The organism is Kitasatospora sp. NPDC054795, from assembly GCF_053611565.1.
In genome coordinates, this window is the sequence record NZ_JBSHAP010000160.1 from 1 (window position 1) to 19,026 (window position 19,026).

A 19,026-nucleotide genomic window follows, 5' to 3' on the forward strand; every position below is an offset into this window, starting at 1 on the left:
GCGGCGGGGTGGGTGTGGGGGCGGGGGGTGGGAAACGGTGGGAGGGCGAAGGTGAGGGGGAAGCGGGGCGGGTTTCAGGGGTGGGGGCGGCGCAGGGCGGCCTCGGCGAGGTCGACGGCCTCGCGCAGCGGCACCAGCCGGCAGTCGGCGGCGCCGATGCGGGCCGTGGTGACGCCGCGGGCGGTGCGCAGGACCTCGGCGCCGAGGCGGCCGAAGTGGAGGTCGTCCAGGTCGGGGGCCCGGAAGGTGGTCCAGCCGTCCGCGCCGACGCAGCGGTACTCGCGTACGGTCACGTCGGGCATGCGCAGGTCGGCGAGGTGGAAGCCGGTGAAGCGGTCCATCGGGACGCCGAGCATCAGCACCCGGGCGTCCAGGTCGTAGAGCCGTCCGAGCGGCGACTCCGGGCCGAGGTGGGAGGTGAGCGGGTGGTGGGCGGTGACCTCGTGGGCGAGTCGGCCCACGGCGGCCCAGGAGGTCTGCGGGTGGCGGCTGCGCAGTGCGCCCGGCCAGGAGCGGACGGCTTCCGACAGCGCCCCCATGGAGGGCGAGGCCGGGGTGGTGGCCGGGTCGAAGCGGGGCATCCGGGCCTGGTAGTCGGCCACCTCCGCCGGGGAGAGGCCGGCGGTGGCGGACTGGTGGACGCGGGAGGTGGCGGAGTTCTCGGGCGTGGCGGTGTAGGCGACGAGGGTGCCGTCGGGGCCGAGGAGTTCGAGCAGGGCCTCGACCACACCGGCCGCCCCTCCGGGCACCGGTCCGAGGGCGCGCAGGGACGCCTGGACGTGCAGCACCGTGCCCGGACGGACCCCGAGGTCGGCGAGGTCGCGGACGAGGGGATGGACGGGGGAGGCGACGGCGACGCCGCCGCGGGGTTCGGTGAGGATGGCGTTTCCCCGGGGTTGATGGCCCCGGGCGAGGGAGGACCCGGGGCGGCGGGAGTGGGAGGTCAGACCCCGGCCCGTTCCCGCCGTACCCGGTCGGCCGCCTGCTCGGCGGCGGCGGGCAGCGGCAGGGCGAGCCAGGGTGCCACGGTGGCACGCATGCCGTCGGCGAAGCGCGAGCCGGTCCCGGTCAGGGCCCCGGACGACGCCAGCCGCTCCACAGCTTCGGCGGTGTACCGCCGCCACAGCGCGAACTGCTCCCGCGCCCGGTCGGCGGCCGGTCCCGGCAGTCCGTCGTACGCGCGGGTGCGGGTGCCCCAGTACTCGGTGACGGCCAGGTGGGCGTACGTGCCCTGGAGCAGCCCTTCGAGCGGCCGGGGGTCGGGCCGCCAGGGGGCGAGGTACAGCGTGGTGTCGGCGCGGTCGTACAGGTCCGTCAGGTCCAGCACCGCGCCGAGCTTGACGTGCTGGAACTCGTGCGCGAGCAGCAGGGCGAGGGTAGGCGCGGTGGCGGGCCGGGCGATGCCGACCGCGCCGTACGCCTGTCGGGCCGCCGAGCTGACGTCCCGGCCGGTCGGGCCCGGCCGCAACGGGGTGACCGTCGCCAGGCCGGCCCGGATGCCCTCCGCGTACCCGGGCAGGTCCCGCCCGAGCAGTTCCCAGGCCTCGCGCAACGCGCCCGTCCAGTCGAGCAGTTCGCCCTCGGACAGGCGGTCCGCCACCGGGTGGTCGTGGCAGTCGCGCAGCGGGTCGGTGTCCTCCAGGGCGACCGTCCAGCCGCCGGCCAGCCGGACCCGCCGCAGCGGTTGGTCCGGCACGGTGTACACCGAGCCGTCGGACGCCCGCACCTCGAAGCCGTCGGTCCGCCCGGTGACCACGGCCTCGCCGTCGGGTACGGCGATCCGGCCGAGCGTCGGCAGGTGCAGCCACCCGCCGCGGACGGGCACCGCCACCGCGTCCCCCCGCCCGGCCCGCACCGCGGCGGCCGCGGCGAGCGCGGCCAGCGGGCCGAGCCCGACCGGCAGGTCCCCGGCGAGTCTGCGGGCCGCCCAGGAGCGGGCGTACGGGTGGGCGAGCACGGTGTCCACGGCGGCGGGGGCCGCCGTGTCGAGCTCCGTCAGCAGGGCCCACGCCTCGGCCCGCCCCTGTCCGGAGGCGTCCCAGGCGGCGGCCAGCATCGCCCGGGTGAGGGCGAGTTGGGAGCGGCCGAGCGCGGCGACGGTCTCCGCGCTCCCGTATCCGCGCGCCAGTTCGTCGAGTTGCGACGGGGTGAGCGCGCCGGGCGGCAGCGGCTCGGCGCCGGGCCGGGCGGCCTCGGCCGCCAGCGCCGGAACGCCAGTCGAACTCCCGTTCCCCGCAATGCCGTTGATGAACGTCATGAGATCACCGCAGTAGACGGAGGGATGGTCGAAGCTGCCTCCTCCATCGTCGCTCCGATAGCGGTGGGCGTACAGCCCGCCACCGCAGGAGCGGACCACGGAGCAGGCGCGGCAGGCCTCGCTCAGCCCGGCCAGGCCGGACTGGCGGGCGGCGATGCCGGGGTGGCGGGCCAGGTCGTCGAGGCTGTGCGCGAAAACGTTCATGCCGGTGACGGGCGCGCCGTCGTACGCGGTCTTCAGGCTGTCGGCCTGCTCGAAGGTCCCGTCCGTCTCCAGGACCGCCAGGTCGGAGGGCTCCAGGCCGAGCGACTCGGTGAGGCTGGAGAATCCGCGCAGGGTCCGGTGCACGGACTCGAAGGTCCGTACGGCGAACGGCCGCCCGTCCGCTTCCCACAGCCCGTGGACGGTCAGCAGCCAGTCGGCGTACGGGGTGGTGGCCGGTCCGGCGGGGCGCGCGGGCGGATCGTCCCAGGTGGCGTGCGGAAGCAGGAAGTCCACGGCGGGCGGGCGGAGTTCGGCCAGCGCCCGGTACACGGCCACCGGGTCGTTCTCGACGTCCATCGTGCACAGCAGCCCGGCGAACAGGTGCCGGTACTCGGGCTCGTTCAGCAGCGCGACCGCCCGCAGCACCTGCGGGTGGCTGCTGCGTCCGTCGGCGAACCGCCGGTGGCGGTCGTTGGCGGCCCGGTCACCGTCCAGCGAGATGCCGACCTTGATGTCCTGCTCCGCGAACAGCGAGCAGAAGTCCCGGCTCAACAGCACGCCGTTGGTGTGGATGCGCAGGTCGAGCACGCAGCCGGGCGGGAGTGCCGCCCGGAGCGTCCCGGCGGCGCGGCGCAAGCGGTCCGGGCCGGCGAGCAGGGGTTCTCCCCCGTGCAGGACGACCCGGACGGCGGGCAGCCGGTGGGCGGCCGCGTGCTCACCGATGCGCTCGGCGGCCTTGGCCATGATCCCGTCCGCGATGACCTTCGGCCGGGAGCGCCAGCTGCTGTCCGCATGCTCGTAGACGTAACAGTGGTCGCAGGCCAGATCGCACCTGCTGTGCATCTTGACCACGAACTGCGTCAACGGCAGCGGAATCGACGTCGTCATGGAACTGTTCGGCTCGGTTCGGTCTGCTCGGTCTGGGTTCCGCTCGGGGGTCCGGGTCGGGTCAGATCGAGGAGTTGAAGGCAGCGACCGGCACAAGGCCGGATTCCGCGCCGGGGAGCGCGCGCTGGAGCCGGGAGGCGAGCTCTTCCGCGCCGAGCGCGGCGAGATCGGCGAGGGAGGGGCGTTCCGGCGTCTCCTGAGGGTCAGTGAGCTTGCCGGCCGGCCTGATGCTGGTTACCGGAGTCATATTCGTTTCCTTAGGCGCGGTTAGGACCTGCCGAGGGTGGGTAAGCCCACCCGGTTGCGACCAATGTAGTGCCAGCGAAGACTCCGCGCGGCACCTTGCGGACTCACGTTGAACTCCCCAGGCGGTCCACGTCGTACGACAGCGCGCTGAGCCCCCAGAATTCACCCGTTCAGCGGTCGCGCACTTCGCCCTGGCGCACGCCGAAGCGCACCGCAGGGACGAGCGCCCGGACGAACACCCGGGCCCGCTTCCGGAGGAGAACCCGGAGCAGGCCCCGGACGGGAACCGGGACCAGCACCTGAACCAGTACCTGGGCACACCCCGGGAGTGCCCGGGGAAGCCCTCCGGCAAGCACGCCATCCGGCCAAGCGTCCGATGTCCGGGATTCATTCCCCCGGCCCGCCGAGCTCCCGGACCGTCCGCACCAGCTCCTCGGTGAACTCCAGCCCGCTCGACGTCAGTTCGCCGCAGCCCAGGAGCGTCCGCCCGGCGGCCAGGGTGTGCGTCCGCCAGCGCGCGAACTCCCCGTGCGCGCGGGCGGCGTCGCCCGCGCCGGCGGCTGCCTCCGCCCGCCAGAAGTCCGCCACGCCCAGGTGCGCGTACGCTCCCTGGAGCAGCGCCCCGGCCGGGCGCGGGTCGGGGCGCCAGGGGGCGTAGTGGACGGCCGGGCCGTTGGGGCGGTGCAGCGGCACCAGGTCCAGCAGGGCGCCGAGTTGGACGTGGAGGAACTCGTGCACCAGGGCCAGCGCCAGCAGCACCGGATCGCCCGGCAGCGAGGCCGCCACCGCACCGTAGGCCCGCCGGGCGGCGGCGCTCACCGCCTCCCCGCCGGGGGCGGGCCGCAGCGGGACGACGGTGGTCACGCAGGCCGCGACGGCCGCCGCATGGCGGTGGTGACGGCGCACCAGGATGCCCCAGGCCTCGGACAACCGCTGTTCCCAGAGCCCGAGTTCGGCACCGGCGAGCGGGCCGGCCGGCGGACGTCCGTAGTCCACCCGGCGCGGGCCGGCGTGGTCGATCGACGGCGCCCAGCGCAGCCCGTCGCACTCCAGCGCGAGCGGCACGCCGGAGCCGGGGCGGAGGAACTCGCCCAGCCCGCCGAGCGGAACCTCCTCCCCCGCCGCCGCGCCGCGCAGGCAGTCGGCCGCCCAGGCGTCCAACTCGGGCCGCAGCAGCACCTCCTCCCACTGCTCCCGGTCGTCCCGCTGCAGCGCCCGGACCCGGGCGTACGCCTCCCGGTAGCCGTCGTGCTCCGGCACCGCCCGGCGCAGCGCCAGCAGCAGCAGCGCCCGCTTGCTCAACTGCCCACCGCGCAGCAGCCGGACGGCCTGCGGCCCGCCACGCGCGCCCGCGATCGCCCGGAACGTCTCCCCGTCCACGCCGTGCCGGGGCAGCCCGTCCGCCCCGCGGGCGCCCGGTACCCCGGCCGCCACCACCTCGCCCGTACCCGCCACCGGTCCTCCTCCTCGTCCGTTCGGCTCCCGGCCCGGTCGGCCGGCCCATCGCCCAACCCGCCGGGTCCGCCCGCAGTCTCCCCGCGCCGGGGCGGATCAGCCGGACGGCGGCCGGGCATGACCCGGACGGGTGAGCCGAACCGCCACCCGCCGACGCCCGACGCCCGACGCCCACCAGGAACCCACCGCCCACCGCCCGCCCCGCACCGGTCCTCAGCTCCCCGCCAGCCCCGCCACGCCCGCCCGCAGGCGCCCCGCGATGTGCCGGACCAGCCGGTCCAGGTCCGCGCAGTACACCGACGGGTGCCCGAAGCCGTCCCCCGCGTACCGGTGCGCGTACAGCCCCCCGCCGCAGACCCGGGCCAGCGGGCAGCCGGCGCAGACCGGCCCGAGGCCCGCGAGGCCGCGCTGGCGGGCCTGGAAGGCCGGGTGCGCGCCCGCCCGCGCGAAGCCGTGCCGCCACACGTCCAGGCCGGTCCCGGGGGCGCCGTCGTAGGCCACCTTGAGGCTGTCCGCCTGCTCGATCGTCCCGTCCGCCTCGACCACCACCAGGTCGACGGGCGCCAGCCCGACCGCCTCGCTGGCCGCCCGCCCGCCGAGCAGCAGCACCGCCAGTTCCTCGAACAGCCGCACCCCGGTCTCCCGGCGCGGCGCGTCGTACCAGCGGTCGAAGGCGGCGATCAGCCACTGCCCGTACGGCGCCGGCTCCGCGCCCGACGGCGGCGCGTCCGGCACCGGCCGCGGCCGGACGCCGGGCGGCGGCTCCTGCCAGGTCGCGTGCGGCAGCAGCAGGTCGATCCGGGGCGGCGCGAACTCCAGCAGCGCCTCGTAGGTGGCCACCGGGTCGGACTCCAGGTCGACGACGCACAGCAGGCCGGCGAAGAGGTCCCGGTGCCGGTCCGAGCCGAGCAGCCGCACCGCCTCGGCGGTGCGTGCCCAACTGCCCGCGCCGGAGGGCAGTCTGCGGTGCCGGTCGTGGCCGGCCCGGGTGCCGTCCAGCGAGACCCCGACCGCGACCCGGTGGCGGTGCAGCACGTCGAGCAGGGCCGGTTCGTCCAGCAGCCGCAGCCCGTTGGTCTGCACGGTGAACCGCATCCGGGGCCGGACGGCCGCCAACTCGGCCAGCAGCGCGTCCAGATGGGCCGCGCCGACGAGCAGCGGCTCGCCACCGTGCAGCACCACGGACACCTCGTCCAGGCCGTGCTCGGCCGCGTGCTCCTCGATCCGCCGGGCGGTGCGGCGGACGGTCGCGAGTTCCATCCGCCGCGGCCGCTCGCGCCAGCTCTGGTCCGCGCCCTCGTACACGTAGCAGTAGTCGCAGGCCAGGTTGCACCGACTGTGGATCTTCAGCAGGAACTGCCGGAACGCCACCATGCCGGTGAGCCTAGGCCACGCCGGCCGACCGTCCGTCACACGTGCGGCGGCTCCACGTCGGAGTCCAGCCGCGTCCCGGCCCGCACCGCGATCGTCGTCGGGTGCTCCTCCCCCAGGGTGATCCGGGCCCGCCGGATGCAGTCCGCCCGCAGCTCCGCCGCCCGCTCGGCGTACCCGAGGGCGGCCATCGACAGCGAGAGGTTGGAGTTGATGCCGATGGAGTCGTAGTGGTCCTGGCCGAGGGCCTCGGTCATCAGCGGCGCGGCCTCCAGTTCCAGGTCGAGCGCGTCCTGGAGCTCCCCGGCCAGCGACAGGTCGTTGGCGTGGTTCATCATCGCGATCGGGATGTAGAGGTGGTGCGCGCCGAGGACGGTGCGGAACTGCGCCAGCGTACGGCCGGACAGGTCGCGCGCCTCCGTCGCGCGCCCCGCCAGCCGCAGGTACACCGAGAGGTTGTTGGCGCCGGCCAGCGTCACCGGGTGGTTCTCGCCCAGGTAGTCGCGGTACCGCGCCAGCGCCCGTTCGGCCAGCGGGATCGCCCGCCCGGTGTCGCCGAGCGCGTTGAGGTCGCTGGCCAGGTTGGTGGCGGCGGCCAGGGTGTCGGGGTGCTCGGGGCCGTTGATGTCCAGGTAGCGCTGGTAGATGTCCTCGTCGATCTCCAGGGCCTCGTGGTACCGGCCGGCCCGGCGCAGCGCCACGGCCAGGTTCTTGCGGGCGCGCAGGGTGTCGGTGTGGCTGTCGCCGATGGTCTGCTGGTAGATCCGGACGGTCTCCTCCAGCAGGTCCAGGGCCTCCCGCAGCCGCCCGGTCTCGCGCAGGTCGCGGGCGTAGTTGGAGGCCGAGGAGAGCGCGTAGAGGCTGTGCGCGCCGAGCGCGTCGCGCTGCTGGAGGTAGTTGCTGCGGTGCCGTTCCAGGGCGGCCCGGCGGTCGCCGGCCAGGTAGTCGGAGACGGCGAGGTTGTTGGTGATCATCAGGGTGCGGGGGTGGTCCGGGCCGAGGGTGCGCCGGGCGGCGTCCAGCGTGCGGCGGTCGAGCGACCGGGCCTCGTCGTAGCGGCCGAGGAAGCGCAGGTCGGCGCCGAGGCTGTTGGCGACGGCGAGGGTGTGGGAGTGCTCCGGGCCCAGGGTCGCGGTGAAGCGCTCCAGGATGTCCCGGTCCATCTCGTACGCCTCCTGGAGGGCGCCCTGGGAGCGGCGGATGTTGCTCAGCTGGGTGCGCAGCATGAGCGTCTGGGCGTCGTTGTCGACGTCGAAGCCGGGCCCGCCGTAGCCGTCCTGGCGCCAGTGCTCCAGGGTCCGTTCGGCGAGTTCCCGGCCGGACTCGTGCAGGCTGCGCTTCCACTGGTAGCGGACCGAGTCGATGATCCACTGCCGGACGTCCTCGTCGGCGCTGTCAAGCGCTCCGGACGGCCAGAGGTGGGGCAGGAGTTCGGCGTACTCGGCCCAGTTCACGGGCACGTCCGGGTCGCCGGGGTTGGCGGTGGCGAGCGCGGCGTGGACGACGCCGCGCAGTTCGGCCCGCCGCTCCTCCTCGACCTGGTCCCGCAGCACCGCCTGGACCAGCCGGTGCACGGTGATGGTCTCGCTGCCCTGGTCGGTGCGGGCGAGCCCGAAGCGGTTGATGGCGCGCAGGAACTCGCCGATCGCGAGCTTGTCGCGGGGCGCGCGCGGGGGCAGCCGCAGGGCGCGGGTGACGGCCCGGCTGTAGAGCAGCCGCATCGGGATGGCGTCGGGGCCGAAGAAGGCGCAGATCTCCAGGATCTGGGCGGCCGGGGCGTTCATCCGGCGCAGCTCCTCGACCGAGATGCGCCAGGTCGCGGCGGCCGAGTGCGGGTAGTCGGCGGCGCGCAGCCGGGTGCGCTCCAGCATCTCGGTGAGCTCTTCGTCGAGCAGTTCGAGGTAGGTGGCGATCGGCATCGACGTCTCCTGGAGCCAGACGGCGGCCTGGCCGACGGCGAGCGGCAGGTCGCCGAGGCGCTGCGCGACCTGGTCGGCATCCTCAGAGGAGAGCCCGCCGTTGAAGCGGCGCAGCAGCCGGACGCTCTCCTCGCGGAGGAAGACGTCGACCTCCACCAGGCCGGCGTGCCGGGCCCAGCCCTGGTTGCGGGAGGTGATCAGCACGTGCCCGCCGGAGGAGCCGGCCGGCTGCCAGGGGGCGAGCTCCTCGGGGGTGCCGGCGTTGTCGAAGACGAGCAGCCACCGGCGGTACGGCTGGCCGCGGCGCAGCGCGTCGAGCACGGCGGCGGCGGTGTGCGCGACGTCGTCGCTGGTGGGCACGCCGAGCCGGGGCGCGAGTTCGGCGAGCTTCTGCGGGATGTTGGCGGGCTCCTCGGCGGGCACCCACCAGACCACGTCGTAGGCGGCCTTGAAGCGGTGCGCGTACTCGGCGGCGATCTGGGACTTGCCGGCGCCGCCGAAGCCGTAGAGCACCTGGCTGAGCACGGCGGCGGGCCCGCCGGTGAAGCGGTTGCGGAGCAGTTCGAGCAGCTTGCCTCGGCCGATGAAGGCGGCGTTGCGCGAGGGCGCCTCCTGGACCTGCGGGGCGGTGCCGGGGAACCGCGCGGGGGCGGCGAACTCCCCGCTGTCGGTGTCCGACTGGCGGCTGCTGCCGGGCGGCGGGCCGAGTTCGGCGTAGAGCTGGGACTCGGCGCCGACCGCGGAGGAGCGGACCAGGTCGGGCACCGGCGGCCCGGTGAACGGGCGGGGCACCGGCTCGTCCGAGTCCTGGAGCCGGAAGGCGACCAACGACGGTGATCCGGAGGCGAGTTCGCGCCCCTGGAGGAGCTGCCAGACCTCGGCCGCGCGGGGCAGCGCGGTGTACTCGGGCGAGAGCAGCGCGAGCAGCCGGCCCTGGCCGTCCACCGGCCCAACAACCTCCGGCGGCCGGGGGCCGCTGTACGACTCGGCGGCGCTGTGCAGGGAGGTCTGGTAGCCGAAGCGGGTGAGCGTCCCGGCGGCCCACTCGGCCCACATCCGGTCCTCGGGGGCGTAGCTGACGAACACCTGGCGCGGAACCGCCCGGGCGGAGCGCAGGTAGGCGCCGTAGAGCCGGCGGCGGGTCTCGGCGGTGAGCGGGCGCAGGGCGCGGACCCGGCCGTCGGTGATCCAGCCGGCCAGCCGCTCGAAGGCGTTGAGCAGGCTGCGGGCCTCCTGCGGCCGGTCGGCGACGGTGGCGGGCACCTCCTCGTAGGCGTAGAAGGGCTTGTACGGCACCTCGACGTCGGCCCAGTAGCCGGCCCGGCGGTCGCCGGCCAGCCAGCGGCCGAGGTAGGGGGCGAAGGCCTCGCGGGCGTAGTCGCGGCCGGCTTCCAGGCGCTCCTGCTCGGCGTCCTCGACCCGCATCGGCACCGGCAGGACCCGGATCGCCCGCTCCTCGGCCGCGGCGATGTCGCGGGCCGCGTCGACGCCGCCGCGGATGTTCTGGACGCTGAAGGTGAAGCAGTCCACCACGGTGTCGGGCATCAGGACGGTGCAGATGCCGGAGGTGTCGCTGACGCCGGTGCGGCTGTCGATGAGCACGTAGTCGTAGCCGCGGGCCCAGCGGTCGCGCAGCTCGCGCAGGAACTCGCCGCCGCGGATGTCCCGGCCGTGGTAGAAGCTGCGCCAGTTGAAGCTGGTGACGGCGGCGGCGTAGGCGGCGTTCTGCCGGCCGGCGGGCAGGAAGTCGAGCCGGCCGCCGGGCGGCAGGTCGAGGGCGAGGCCGCAGACGTAGCCATCCAGGCGCCCGGGCTCGTCCAGCCAGGCGGCCGGGGACTGCCCGACCGGCCCGGCGGCGGAGGGCAGCGCCTGCTTGACGTAGGAGCGCAGCAGGTCGATCAGGCCGTCGGTGGAGTGCAGTTCCGGGTCGACCAGCAGCGGGTGGTAGTACCGGTGGAGGCCGGGCGCCTCCAGGTCCCAGTCGACGACCAGGACGCGCAGGCCGCGGCTGGCGAGGATCCAGCCGACGTTGGCGAGCGCCATGGTGCGGCCGGTGCCGCCCTTGAAGGAGTAGAACGTGACGACCGATCCCGGTCCGCCGCGCTCCGGATCCGCGCCGGGCTCAGTGGTCATCGTTCTTCTCCCCCCTCAGCGGGACAGCGGTGTCCTTGCCCCGGCTCTGGTGCGGCAGGTCGGTGGAACCCGGGAGGCCCCGGTTGACGCGTGCGGGCCCCCGGTGGGGCCCCGGCGGGCCGGCCGGGATGGTCAGCCCGGGCATCGCCGGGCCGGTGTCCGGGCCGCCGGGGCCGAGGCCGAAGGCGTCGCCGCCATCGTCCCCCCAATCCAGGTTGTCGTCCATGAGCTTGTTCTGAGCGACCGTCACCATGATGGTGAGGTCGTTGTCGAAGCTCTCCCGGCTCACTTTGACCCGGAACAAGTGCTCCAGGTCGCTCCGGCGCAGCCAGTTGCGCCGGAACACGTCGCGCACGCCCGCCCAGAGCGCGTCGCGCTCCGGCCCGTCGGCCGGGTCGCCGCTGCCGGTGGGCACCATCACGCCGGTGACGGGGTGGTTCTGCTCGTCGTACGCGCGCAGCGCGGATCGGTAGCGCTCGGCTCCGGCCACCCACGGGTCCACCAGCAGGATGCTGACCTGGCTGTCCTCGCGGGCCTGGTCGAGCTTGTCGGCGAGGGCGGTGTCGACCTCCTCCAGCGTGGTGGTGTGTCCGGCGCCGGTGATCACCTGCTGGGCGCGGGCCGCCAGGGACGGCTGGACGGGCGGGTGGTAGGGCGCCCAGTGCCACGGCTTGGAGCCGTACCAGCCGCCCTCGGCGGCGGGCTCCGAGGCGCGCCCGGCCGCGATGAACAGCCGCACCATCCCGGGGGCGGACGCCGGGGACGGCGCCGCCGGGGGCGGGAAGTAGCCGCGCACGGCGCCGAGGTCGAACTCGGGCAGCTCGCCGAGCCGGCGCGCGGCCGCGTCCCGGACCCGCTCCGCGACCACCCGGACGACCTGCTCGTACGCCCCGCCCTGCGCGGTGCGCAGCAGCGCCCGCAGGCCGTACCGGGCGTAGGCCTCGCCCATGTCCGGCTGGGCCCACTGGATCTTGTTGACCTCGTCGGCCAGGTCGCCCGGCTCGACGGGTTCCCAGAGCACCGGGACGAGTGCCGGGATGAGTTCCCCGGTCTCCTCGTGGTGGCGCCGGACCCGGCCGCGGAAGGCGGTCCACTCCTTGCCGCAGTAGAGGCTGGTGAAGTAGGCCGGGGAGTAGAGCGCGATCATGGTCCGGCTGCGGCCGAGCATCGTGGCCAGCCGCTCGGCCCAGTCGTCGCCCAGGCGCAGCTGCTCGGTGTCCCGGTAGGCCAGTTCCTCGCCGCGCACGCCGGTGCCGACCAGCCGCCCGAGTTCGTCCCGCAGGTCGTTGAAGAACTGGTTGACGAAGGCGTCCTCGGCCTCGAAGTCCCGACGCGCGTAGCTGAAGAAGAAGTACGGCCGGTGTTGTTCCTGCTCCATCACCTGTTCCCCCCGTGCCCAACGGTCCGCGACGGCGCTGGTTTCATACCCCAGCATGTCCCGAACTCCACCGTCCACGCTGGCGAGTTGGCGGATTCGGCCGCCTCGGGGGGTTTAGTCGGTGGTCAGGCGCACTTCCCCGGCCGGGGGCGCTCCGGCGCTCAGGGGGCGCACCGGCGGGGGGCGCGGGCGCCCGTCGGGCTCGACGCGCCGGGCGCGGGGGCGCGGGCTCCTGCGGTGCTACCGGTCGAGCGCCGACTGGAAGGCCGCGAGCGGCTCCGCGCCGGGGGTCAGGGCGTCCGCGACCACCCGGCGCAGCAGGTCACCGAGGACGGTGTCGGGCAGGGCGTCGAGTTCGTCGAGCGGCAGGGCGGCGACGTCGACCAGGTCAGAGCCGAGTCCAGCGGCGGTTCCCGCACCGGTGACGCCCATCAGTCCCTCACTCAGTCCCTCACTCGATCGTGTCGGCACGGCGGGCCGCCGGCCGGAGCTGCATCGGCCCAGGTCCGCGACGGGCATCCTACCGGACGGATGACGGTCCATCAGCTCTGCGCGGACGCCGCGCGGAGCCTTTGGGCCGAAGGGATCACGGGCAGAGCCGCTCCACCCGCCACCCCGTCGGGTCGGACGGGTCGGCGACGTAGCGGAGCCGGTCGTGCAGCCGGTTCTCCCGGCCCTGCCAGAACTCGACGCTCTGCGGGACCACCCGGTACCCGCCCCAGAACGGCGGGACGGGCACGCCCTCGCCCTCCGGGTAGCGCCGCTCCAGCTCGGCGTAGCGCTGTTCGAGGACCTCTCGGCCGCCGACCGGGCTGGACTGCTCGCTGGCCCAGGCGCCCAGCTGGGAGCCGTGCGGGCGGGTGCGGAAGTAGGCGGCGGTCTCGTCCCGGCCGACCTTCTCCACCCGGCCCTGGACGATCACCTGGCGGGCCAGCGCGATCCATGGGAAGAGCAGCCCCGCGTACGGGTTGGCGGCCAGCTCGGAGCCCTTGCGGGAGCCGTAGTTGGTGAAGAACACGAAGCCGCGCAGGTCGTAGCCCTTGAGCAGGACGGTGCGCGAGCTGGGCCGCCCCTCGGCGTCGGCGGTGGAGAGCACCATGGCGTTGGGCTCCACCACCCCGGCGTCGTCCGCCTCGTGGAACCAGCGGGTGAACTGGCCGATCGGCTCGGGCGCGAGCCGCTCCTCGACCAGGCCCTCGTGGCTGTAGTGCTTGCGCATCACGGTGAGGTCCGGGCCGGGGCGGGCCTCGTCGGCCAGGGTCCGGTTGGCGGGGCTCGGGGGCGTCGACTGGGCGCGATCCGGGGTCTGCACGCCAACATCATCCCGTACGACAAGCAACGGGCGCCGCTACCTCCGGACAAACCCCGGTGGGAGATGAGGTGACCCGCCGCCGCTTGACCGCCCGCCCCGAGGGGAATTGTCCGGAACAAGGCGTTTGACTCCGGGGATCGCAGGGGTTCCGGGGCTCCCCCGGGCACGACCGGCCCCTCCGGCGGGAAAGTCGAGCGGGCCCGCGGGAAACATCACCACGGTGGTGTATGGCGCAATGCACCCCGTGCCTGTCACTCTGGCACCGAGTGCCAAACACCATTCGGTCACTGGTGCGCCGCCCCACCACGGCGGAGCGCCGATCACAGAACTGAGGGAGCCGTCGCATGTCCGATTTCGTACCCGGGCTTGAGGGAGTCGTCGCGTTCGAGAGCGAGATCGCCGAACCCGACCGCGAGGGCGGCGCCCTGCGGTACCGCGGTGTCGACATCGACGACCTGGTGGGCAACGTCTCCTTCGGCCACGTCTGGGGCCTGCTGGTGGACGGCAAGTTCAACCCCGGCCTGCCGGCCGCCGAGCCGTTCCCGATCCCCGTGCACTCCGGCGACATCCGGGTCGACGTGCAGTCCGCACTCGCCATGCTCGCCCCGGTCTGGGGCCTCAAGCCGCTGCTGGACATCGACGCCGAGCAGGCCCGCGACGACCTCGCCCGGGCCGCCGTGATGGCCCTGTCCTACGTCGCCCAGTCGGCCCGCGGCCAGGGCCTGCCGATGGTCCCGCAGAGCGAGATCGACAAGGCCGAGACGGTCGTCGAGCGGTTCATGATCCGCTGGCGGGGCGAGCCGGACCCGAAGCACGTCAAGGCCGTCGACGCCTACTGGACCTCGGCCGCCGAGCACGGCATGAACGCCTCCACCTTCACCGCCCGGGTCATCGCCTCCACCGGCGCCGACGTCGCGGCCGCCCTCTCGGGCGCGGTCGGCGCGATGTCCGGCCCGCTGCACGGCGGCGCGCCGTCGCGCGTGCTCGGCATGATCGAGGAGATCGAGCGCACCGGCGACGCGACCGCCTGGGTCAAGAACGCCCTGGACAAGGGCGAGCGCCTGATGGGCTTCGGCCACCGCGTCTACCGCGCCGAGGACCCGCGCGCCCGGGTGCTGCGCCGCACCGCCAAGGAGCTCGGCGCGCCGCGCTTCGAGGTCGCCGAGGCGCTGGAGAAGGCCGCGCTGGAGGAGCTGCACAACCGTCGCCCCGACCGCGTGCTGGCCACCAACGTCGAGTTCTGGGCCGCCATCATGCTGGACTTCGCCGAGGTCCCGGCGCACATGTTCACCTCGATGTTCACCTGCGCGCGCACCGCCGGCTGGTCGGCGCACATCCTGGAGCAGAAGCGCACGGGCCGGCTCGTGCGCCCCTCCGCGCGCTACATCGGCCCCGGCCCGCGCCGCCCCGAGGAGATCGAGGGCTGGGACGCCATCGTCCGCTGATCCCCTCCCCGGGGATACCGGACGAGCGTCCGGACAGTGCCCCTGAGCAGCGGGTCCGGCTCCGGCCGGGCCCGCTGCCGCATGTCTCCGGCCCGCCTCCGGGCAGCAGTGATCACGGTCTCAGCGGGCGGACGGCCGTACCCCGCCGAACCCTCCGGCCGGTAGGCTGCGCGCGTGGCTCAGATCCAGATCCCCGCTGACATCAAGCCCGCAGACGGCCGTTTCGGCTGCGGACCGTCCAAGGTGCGCCCCGAGGCCCTGAGTGCCCTCGCCGCGACCCAGACCTCCCTGCTCGGCACCTCGCACCGCCAGGCCCCGATCAAGGACCTGGTCAAGCGCGTGCGCGAGGGCGTGAGCAGCCTGTTCTCGCTGCCGGACGGCTACGAAGTCGTCCTCGGCAACGGCGGCTCCACCGCCTTCTGGGACATCGCCGCCTTCGGCCTGGTGCGGGAGAAGTCCCAGCACCTGGACTTCGGCGAGTTCTCCTCGAAGTTCGCCTCCTCGGTCAAGGCCGCGCCGTGGCTCGGCGAGCCGACCGTGATCAAGACCGCCCCGGGCACCCACCCGCTGCCGGTCGCCGAGGCCGGCGTGGACGTCTACGGGCTCACCCACAACGAGACCTCGACCGGCGTCGCGATGCCGATCGGGCGTCCGGTCGGCGCGGACGAGGGCTCGCTGGTCCTGGTGGACGCGACCTCGGGCGCCGGCGGCCTGCCGGTGGACATCACCGAGACGGACGTCTACTACTTCGCCCCGCAGAAGTCCTTCGCCTCCGAGGGCGGCCTGTGGCTGGCGACGTTCTCCCCGGCCGCGCTGGAGCGCGCCGCCGAGATCGCCGGCTCCGGCCGCTACATCCCGCCGTTCTTCTCGCTGCCGACGGCCATCGACAACTCGTCGAAGGACCAGACGTACAACACCCCGTCGCTCTCCACCCTCTTCCTGCTGGCCGACCAGCTGGAGTGGCTGAACGGCAACGGCGGTCTGGACTGGGCGGTCGCCCGCACCGCGGACTCCTCGTCCCGGCTGTACTCCTGGGCCGAGAAGTCCGCCTACGCCACCCCGTTCGTGGCGAACCCGGCCGAGCGCTCCCAGGTGGTCGGCACCATCGACTTCGACGAGTCGGTGGACGCCGCCGCGGTCGCCAAGGCACTGCGTGCCAACGGCATCGTGGACACCGAGCCGTACCGCAAGCTGGGCCGCAACCAGCTGCGCATCGCGATGTTCCCGGCGATCGACCCGGCGGACGTCGAGGCGCTCACCCACTGCATCGACCACGTGGTGGAGCAGCTCGCGAAGGTCTGACCGGTCCCCCGAGGACACGGCCGAGGGCCACCGCCGACGGGCGGTGGCCCTCTCGCCGTTCCGGGGCCGGGCCGGGGGCCGCCCTAGCGGCCGACCAGCGAGCTGATCAGCACGACGACCAGCATCAGCACCAGGGTGCCGGAGACGATGCGCATACGAGTCTTGGGGTCCACGGTCATCGAGCGTACCTGCGGCCCGCCCCGGACTTCTCCCGGGCCCTGGCCCCGGGCCCCGCGGCCCCGGTCCCGGAGCCGCCCCCCGGGGGGCCTCAGCTCCAGTCCGCCAGCGGCCAGGTGTACAGCGACTCGTAGTGGACCGAGCCGCCGCCCGGGTCGCTGCGCACCAGGTGCAGCCCGGTGGCGTCCCACTCCGGCCCCCGGTAGTCGGCCAGCGCCGCCACCAGGCCGTCCAGCTCGGCCGCCGCGACCCGCTGCACGGCCCTGCGGTGGCCGCGCGAGGAGCCGGCGCGGGCGAGGGTGAGGTGCGGGTGGAAGGCGTAGTCGTCGGTCGCCCCGGTGACCTCGGCGGTGGCCGCGGTGACGGCGTCGGCCAGCCTGCGCAGCGCCCAGGCCTGGCCGTCGACCCCGGCCCAGAGCACCCGGTCGCCGAACCGCCCCGCGCCCGCGATCCGCAGCCGGTGCACCGGGTGGACCTCGGCGACGGCGGCCAGGCCCGCCGCCAGCTCCGGCAGCCGCTCGGCTGGCACCTCGCCCAGGAAGGCCAGGGTCAGGTGCCAGCCCTCGACGCCGGTCCAGCGCAGCCGTTCCGCCCCGGGCAGTTCCCGCAGCGGCGCGACCGCGTCGAGGAGCCCCTGCAGCGCCTCTGCGGGGGGCAGCACCGCCACGAACAACCTCATGGATCAATCTTCCCGCGCACGCCGGTTCGGGATAGAACGGATCCATGATCGATTCCAGCGGCGTGAAGATCCGCACCGGAGGCCCCGAGGACGTCCCCGACGTCCTCGCCCTGCTCGACGGCGCCGTGGCCTGGCTGGCCGGCCGCGGCCGCACCGGCCAGTGGGGCGACCAGCCCTTCAGCACCGACCCGGCCCGGGTGGAGCACATCGCGAAGTACGGCGCCGAGCCGTTCCTGATCCGTCTCGCGGTGGACGACCGGGGCCGTACGGTCGGCTCCTGCGTGCTGTCCGAGGAGCGCGGCGCGTACGTCCCCGCCGTGGCCGAGCGCGAGCTGTTCGTCCGCAACCTGGTCACCGACCGCACCCGCAAGGGCTCGGGCATCGGCGCCGCGCTGATCGCCGACGCGGTGGAGGAGGCCCGCCGCCGCGGCATCGGCCTGCTCCGGGTGGACTGCTACGCCGGCGCCGACCGCGGACTGGTCGCCCAGTACCGGGCGCTCGGCTTCACCGAGACCGAGGGCTTCGAGGTCGAGCGGCCGGACGGCGTCTGGCCGGGCCAGGTCCTCGCCATCCGGCTCTGAACCGCCACGGGCCCCCGGGACGCCTCCCGGGGGCCCGACGGATGGTCAGCAGGCCGCGGCCAGCTCCGACTTGGCCGCCGGCGCGGTCCGCGGCACGAAGGCCACCACCCGGCCGCCGCGGCCCGGGTGCAGGTCGAACCGCACCCGCAGGTCCGCGCTGCGGGCCAGCACCAGGCCGACCGTGCCGGCCGCCGCCGCGGACACCAGTCCGCAGGCCAGCAGGCCGAGCCGGGGCCCGTACGAGGCGGTCACCCAGCCGACGATCGGGGCGCCGATCGGCGTGCCGCCGGTGAAGACCAGCACCAGCAGGCCCATCACCCGGCCGCGCATCGCGGGGTCGGTGGCCAGCTGCAGCGAGGAGTTGACCGAGGTGTTGAAGCTCAGCCCGAAGACCCCGACCAGCATCAGCAGCAGCGCGAAGGTCCAGTAGTCGGGCGCGAACGCGGCGACCACCTCCAGCGCTCCGAAGGCCAGCGCCGCGCCGACCAGCCGGCGCAGCCGCGGCACGCCCCGGCGGGCGGCGAGCAGCGCACCGGTCAGCGAGCCGATCGCCATCGCGGTGTTCAGCAGGCCGTACTGGCCGGCGCCGACCTTGAAGGTGTCGTACGCGAAGCCGGAGAGCAGCGTGGGGAAGTTGAAGCCGAAGGTGCCGATGAACCCGGCCAGCACCATCGGCCAGAGCAGCTCGGGCCGCTCCTTGACGTACCGCAGCCCCTCGCGCAGCTGACCCTTCTCGCGGGCGATCGGCTCGGTCGGGCGCAGTTCGCCCTCCCGCATCGCGAGCAGCCCGCCGATCACGGCGGCGAAGGACAGCGCGTTGACGGCGAACGCCCAGCCGCTGCCGACCGCGGCGATCAGCAGGCCCGCGACGGCGGGGCCGACCAGCCGGGCGGTCTGGAAGTTGGCGGCGTTCAGGCTGACGGCGTTGGCGAGGTCCTTGGGCCCGACCATCTCGGAGACGAAGGCCTGCCGGGTCGGGTTGTCCACCACGGTGACCAGGCCGAGCAGCAGTGCGAAGGCGTACACGTAGTACGGCGTCACCACGCCGCCGACGGTCAGCACCGCGAGGCCGGCGGCCAGCAGGCCCATCGCGCCCTGGGTGAAGACCAGCAGCCGGCGCTTGGGCATCCGGTCGGCGAGCACGCCGCCGAACAGGCCGAGCAGCAGCATCGGCAGGAACTGCATGGCGGTGGTGATGCCGACCGCGAGCGGGCTGCCGGTGAGGCTCAGCACAAGCCAGTCCTGGGCGATGCGCTGCATCCAGGTGCCGGTGTTGGAGACCACCTGGCCGGCGAAGTAGTAGCGGTAGTTGCGAACGCGCAGTGAGGAGAACATCCCCCCGGGCCTGGTGAAGCGGGTACCGGTCGGGGACGCGGCCGCGTGGGTGCGGCGCTGGGCGGCGGAGTCCGCCGCGGTGCGTTCGTCGGGGTCGTCGTCGCCGTTGCCGGGCAGCCCCGTGGGGGCGGGTGCCTGGGCGTCGGCGGCCGCGGCATTGGCCGCAGCGGGGTCGGTGGTCGGGTCGTCGGTGCGGATGGCGGCGGCGCTGGCTGCGGCCGGCGGTGTCACGTTGGTCTCCCCTCGTGGCGGGGGCGGCGGGCGGGCGGGGGTGGGGGGGGGCCGGTGGGGGGGGGGGGGTGGGGGGTGGGGTGCTGCGTACGTGAGCACCCGCCCGCCCCCGC

The 19,026-nt window shown here is 74.6% G+C and carries 14 protein-coding genes; 3 read left to right on the top strand and 11 right to left on the bottom strand.

What is annotated here, in order from left to right; all coding sequences use genetic code 11:
- Nucleotides 1–74 precede the first annotated feature (74 nt).
- The 9 genes from ACWGJO_RS36625 to pdxH form a co-directional block, all read right to left on the bottom strand.
- Complete coding sequence (locus ACWGJO_RS36625; protein WP_452190001.1) at nt 75–788, bottom strand: aminoglycoside N(3)-acetyltransferase; 714 nt, start codon at nt 786–788, stop codon at nt 75–77.
- Nucleotides 789–943: 155 nt separating this feature from the next.
- Nucleotides 944–3,349: an FxsB family cyclophane-forming radical SAM/SPASM peptide maturase gene (locus tag ACWGJO_RS36630; protein WP_452190002.1), complete on the bottom strand. Its 2,406-nt coding sequence runs from the start codon at nt 3,347–3,349 to the stop codon at nt 944–946.
- 61 nt (nt 3,350–3,410) lie between these two features.
- Entirely contained in the window at nt 3,411–3,596 is a 186-nt protein-coding gene (locus tag ACWGJO_RS36635; RefSeq protein ID WP_359913873.1) for a hypothetical protein, read from the bottom strand.
- Nucleotides 3,597–3,982: 386 nt separating this feature from the next.
- Complete coding sequence (locus tag ACWGJO_RS36640; protein ID WP_452190003.1) at nt 3,983–5,050, bottom strand: aKG-HExxH-type peptide beta-hydroxylase; 1,068 nt, start codon at nt 5,048–5,050, stop codon at nt 3,983–3,985.
- Between the two features lie 213 nt (nt 5,051–5,263).
- Nucleotides 5,264–6,424, bottom strand: coding sequence for an FxsB family cyclophane-forming radical SAM/SPASM peptide maturase (locus ACWGJO_RS36645; protein WP_452190004.1), 1,161 nt, complete (start codon nt 6,422–6,424; stop codon nt 5,264–5,266).
- A 35-nt stretch (nt 6,425–6,459) separates the two neighbouring features.
- Nucleotides 6,460–10,473: an FxSxx-COOH system tetratricopeptide repeat protein gene (gene fxsT / locus ACWGJO_RS36650; protein WP_452190005.1), complete on the bottom strand. Its 4,014-nt coding sequence runs from the start codon at nt 10,471–10,473 to the stop codon at nt 6,460–6,462.
- Nucleotides 10,463–11,851: a TIR-like protein FxsC gene (locus tag ACWGJO_RS36655; protein WP_452190006.1), complete on the bottom strand. Its 1,389-nt coding sequence runs from the start codon at nt 11,849–11,851 to the stop codon at nt 10,463–10,465. The genes fxsT and ACWGJO_RS36655 overlap by 11 nt, the downstream gene beginning before the upstream one ends.
- 240 nt (nt 11,852–12,091) lie before the next feature.
- Nucleotides 12,092–12,283: an FxSxx-COOH cyclophane-containing RiPP peptide gene (fxsA, locus tag ACWGJO_RS36660; protein WP_359913861.1), complete on the bottom strand. Its 192-nt coding sequence runs from the start codon at nt 12,281–12,283 to the stop codon at nt 12,092–12,094.
- 154 nt (nt 12,284–12,437) lie between these two features.
- On the bottom strand, nt 12,438–13,070 hold the full coding sequence (gene pdxH / locus ACWGJO_RS36665; RefSeq protein ID WP_452190009.1) for a pyridoxamine 5'-phosphate oxidase: 633 nt from the start codon (nt 13,068–13,070) through the stop codon (nt 12,438–12,440).
- Nucleotides 13,071–13,507: 437 nt separating this feature from the next.
- Here pdxH and ACWGJO_RS36670 point away from each other — a divergent pair, with 437 nt between their 5' ends.
- Nucleotides 13,508–14,608: a citrate synthase 2 gene (locus ACWGJO_RS36670; RefSeq protein WP_387691571.1), complete on the top strand. Its 1,101-nt coding sequence runs from the start codon at nt 13,508–13,510 to the stop codon at nt 14,606–14,608.
- 174 nt (nt 14,609–14,782) lie between these two features.
- On the top strand, nt 14,783–15,910 hold the full coding sequence (serC, locus tag ACWGJO_RS36675; protein WP_359913855.1) for a phosphoserine transaminase: 1,128 nt from the start codon (nt 14,783–14,785) through the stop codon (nt 15,908–15,910).
- A gap of 268 nt (nt 15,911–16,178) precedes the next feature.
- Here serC and thpR read toward each other — a convergent pair whose 3' ends face one another.
- Nucleotides 16,179–16,766: an RNA 2',3'-cyclic phosphodiesterase gene (gene thpR, locus ACWGJO_RS36680; RefSeq protein ID WP_452190007.1), complete on the bottom strand. Its 588-nt coding sequence runs from the start codon at nt 16,764–16,766 to the stop codon at nt 16,179–16,181.
- A gap of 44 nt (nt 16,767–16,810) precedes the next feature.
- On the opposite strand from thpR, the gene ACWGJO_RS36685 reads away from it, so the two are divergent.
- Nucleotides 16,811–17,347, top strand: coding sequence for a GNAT family N-acetyltransferase (locus tag ACWGJO_RS36685; RefSeq protein ID WP_452190008.1), 537 nt, complete (start codon nt 16,811–16,813; stop codon nt 17,345–17,347).
- A 45-nt stretch (nt 17,348–17,392) separates the two neighbouring features.
- On the opposite strand, the gene ACWGJO_RS36690 is transcribed toward ACWGJO_RS36685, so the two are convergent.
- Nucleotides 17,393–18,682: an MFS transporter gene (locus tag ACWGJO_RS36690; protein ID WP_452190010.1), complete on the bottom strand. Its 1,290-nt coding sequence runs from the start codon at nt 18,680–18,682 to the stop codon at nt 17,393–17,395.
- Nucleotides 18,683–19,026: the final 344 nt, after the last annotated feature.

Bases quoted from the DNA above. Each gene is read 5' to 3' on its own strand.
- ACWGJO_RS36630 (WP_452190002.1), bottom strand. From the start codon at position 3,349: ATGACGACGTCGATTCCGCTGCCGTTGACGCAGTTCGTGGTCAAGATG.
- ACWGJO_RS36635 (WP_359913873.1), bottom strand. From the start codon at position 3,596: ATGACTCCGGTAACCAGCATCAGGCCGGCCGGCAAGCTCACTGACCCT.
- ACWGJO_RS36645 (WP_452190004.1), bottom strand. From the start codon at position 6,424: ATGGTGGCGTTCCGGCAGTTCCTGCTGAAGATCCACAGTCGGTGCAAC.
- fxsT (WP_452190005.1), bottom strand. From the start codon at position 10,473: ATGACCACTGAGCCCGGCGCGGATCCGGAGCGCGGCGGACCGGGATCG.
- ACWGJO_RS36655 (WP_452190006.1), bottom strand. From the start codon at position 11,851: ATGGAGCAGGAACAACACCGGCCGTACTTCTTCTTCAGCTACGCGCGT.
- fxsA (WP_359913861.1), bottom strand. From the start codon at position 12,283: ATGGGCGTCACCGGTGCGGGAACCGCCGCTGGACTCGGCTCTGACCTG.
- pdxH (WP_452190009.1), bottom strand. From the start codon at position 13,070: ATGCGCAAGCACTACAGCCACGAGGGCCTGGTCGAGGAGCGGCTCGCG.
- ACWGJO_RS36670 (WP_387691571.1), top strand. From the start codon at position 13,508: ATGTCCGATTTCGTACCCGGGCTTGAGGGAGTCGTCGCGTTCGAGAGC.
- thpR (WP_452190007.1), bottom strand. From the start codon at position 16,766: ATGAGGTTGTTCGTGGCGGTGCTGCCCCCCGCAGAGGCGCTGCAGGGG.
- ACWGJO_RS36685 (WP_452190008.1), top strand. From the start codon at position 16,811: ATGATCGATTCCAGCGGCGTGAAGATCCGCACCGGAGGCCCCGAGGAC.
- ACWGJO_RS36690 (WP_452190010.1), bottom strand. From the start codon at position 18,682: ATGTTCTCCTCACTGCGCGTTCGCAACTACCGCTACTACTTCGCCGGC.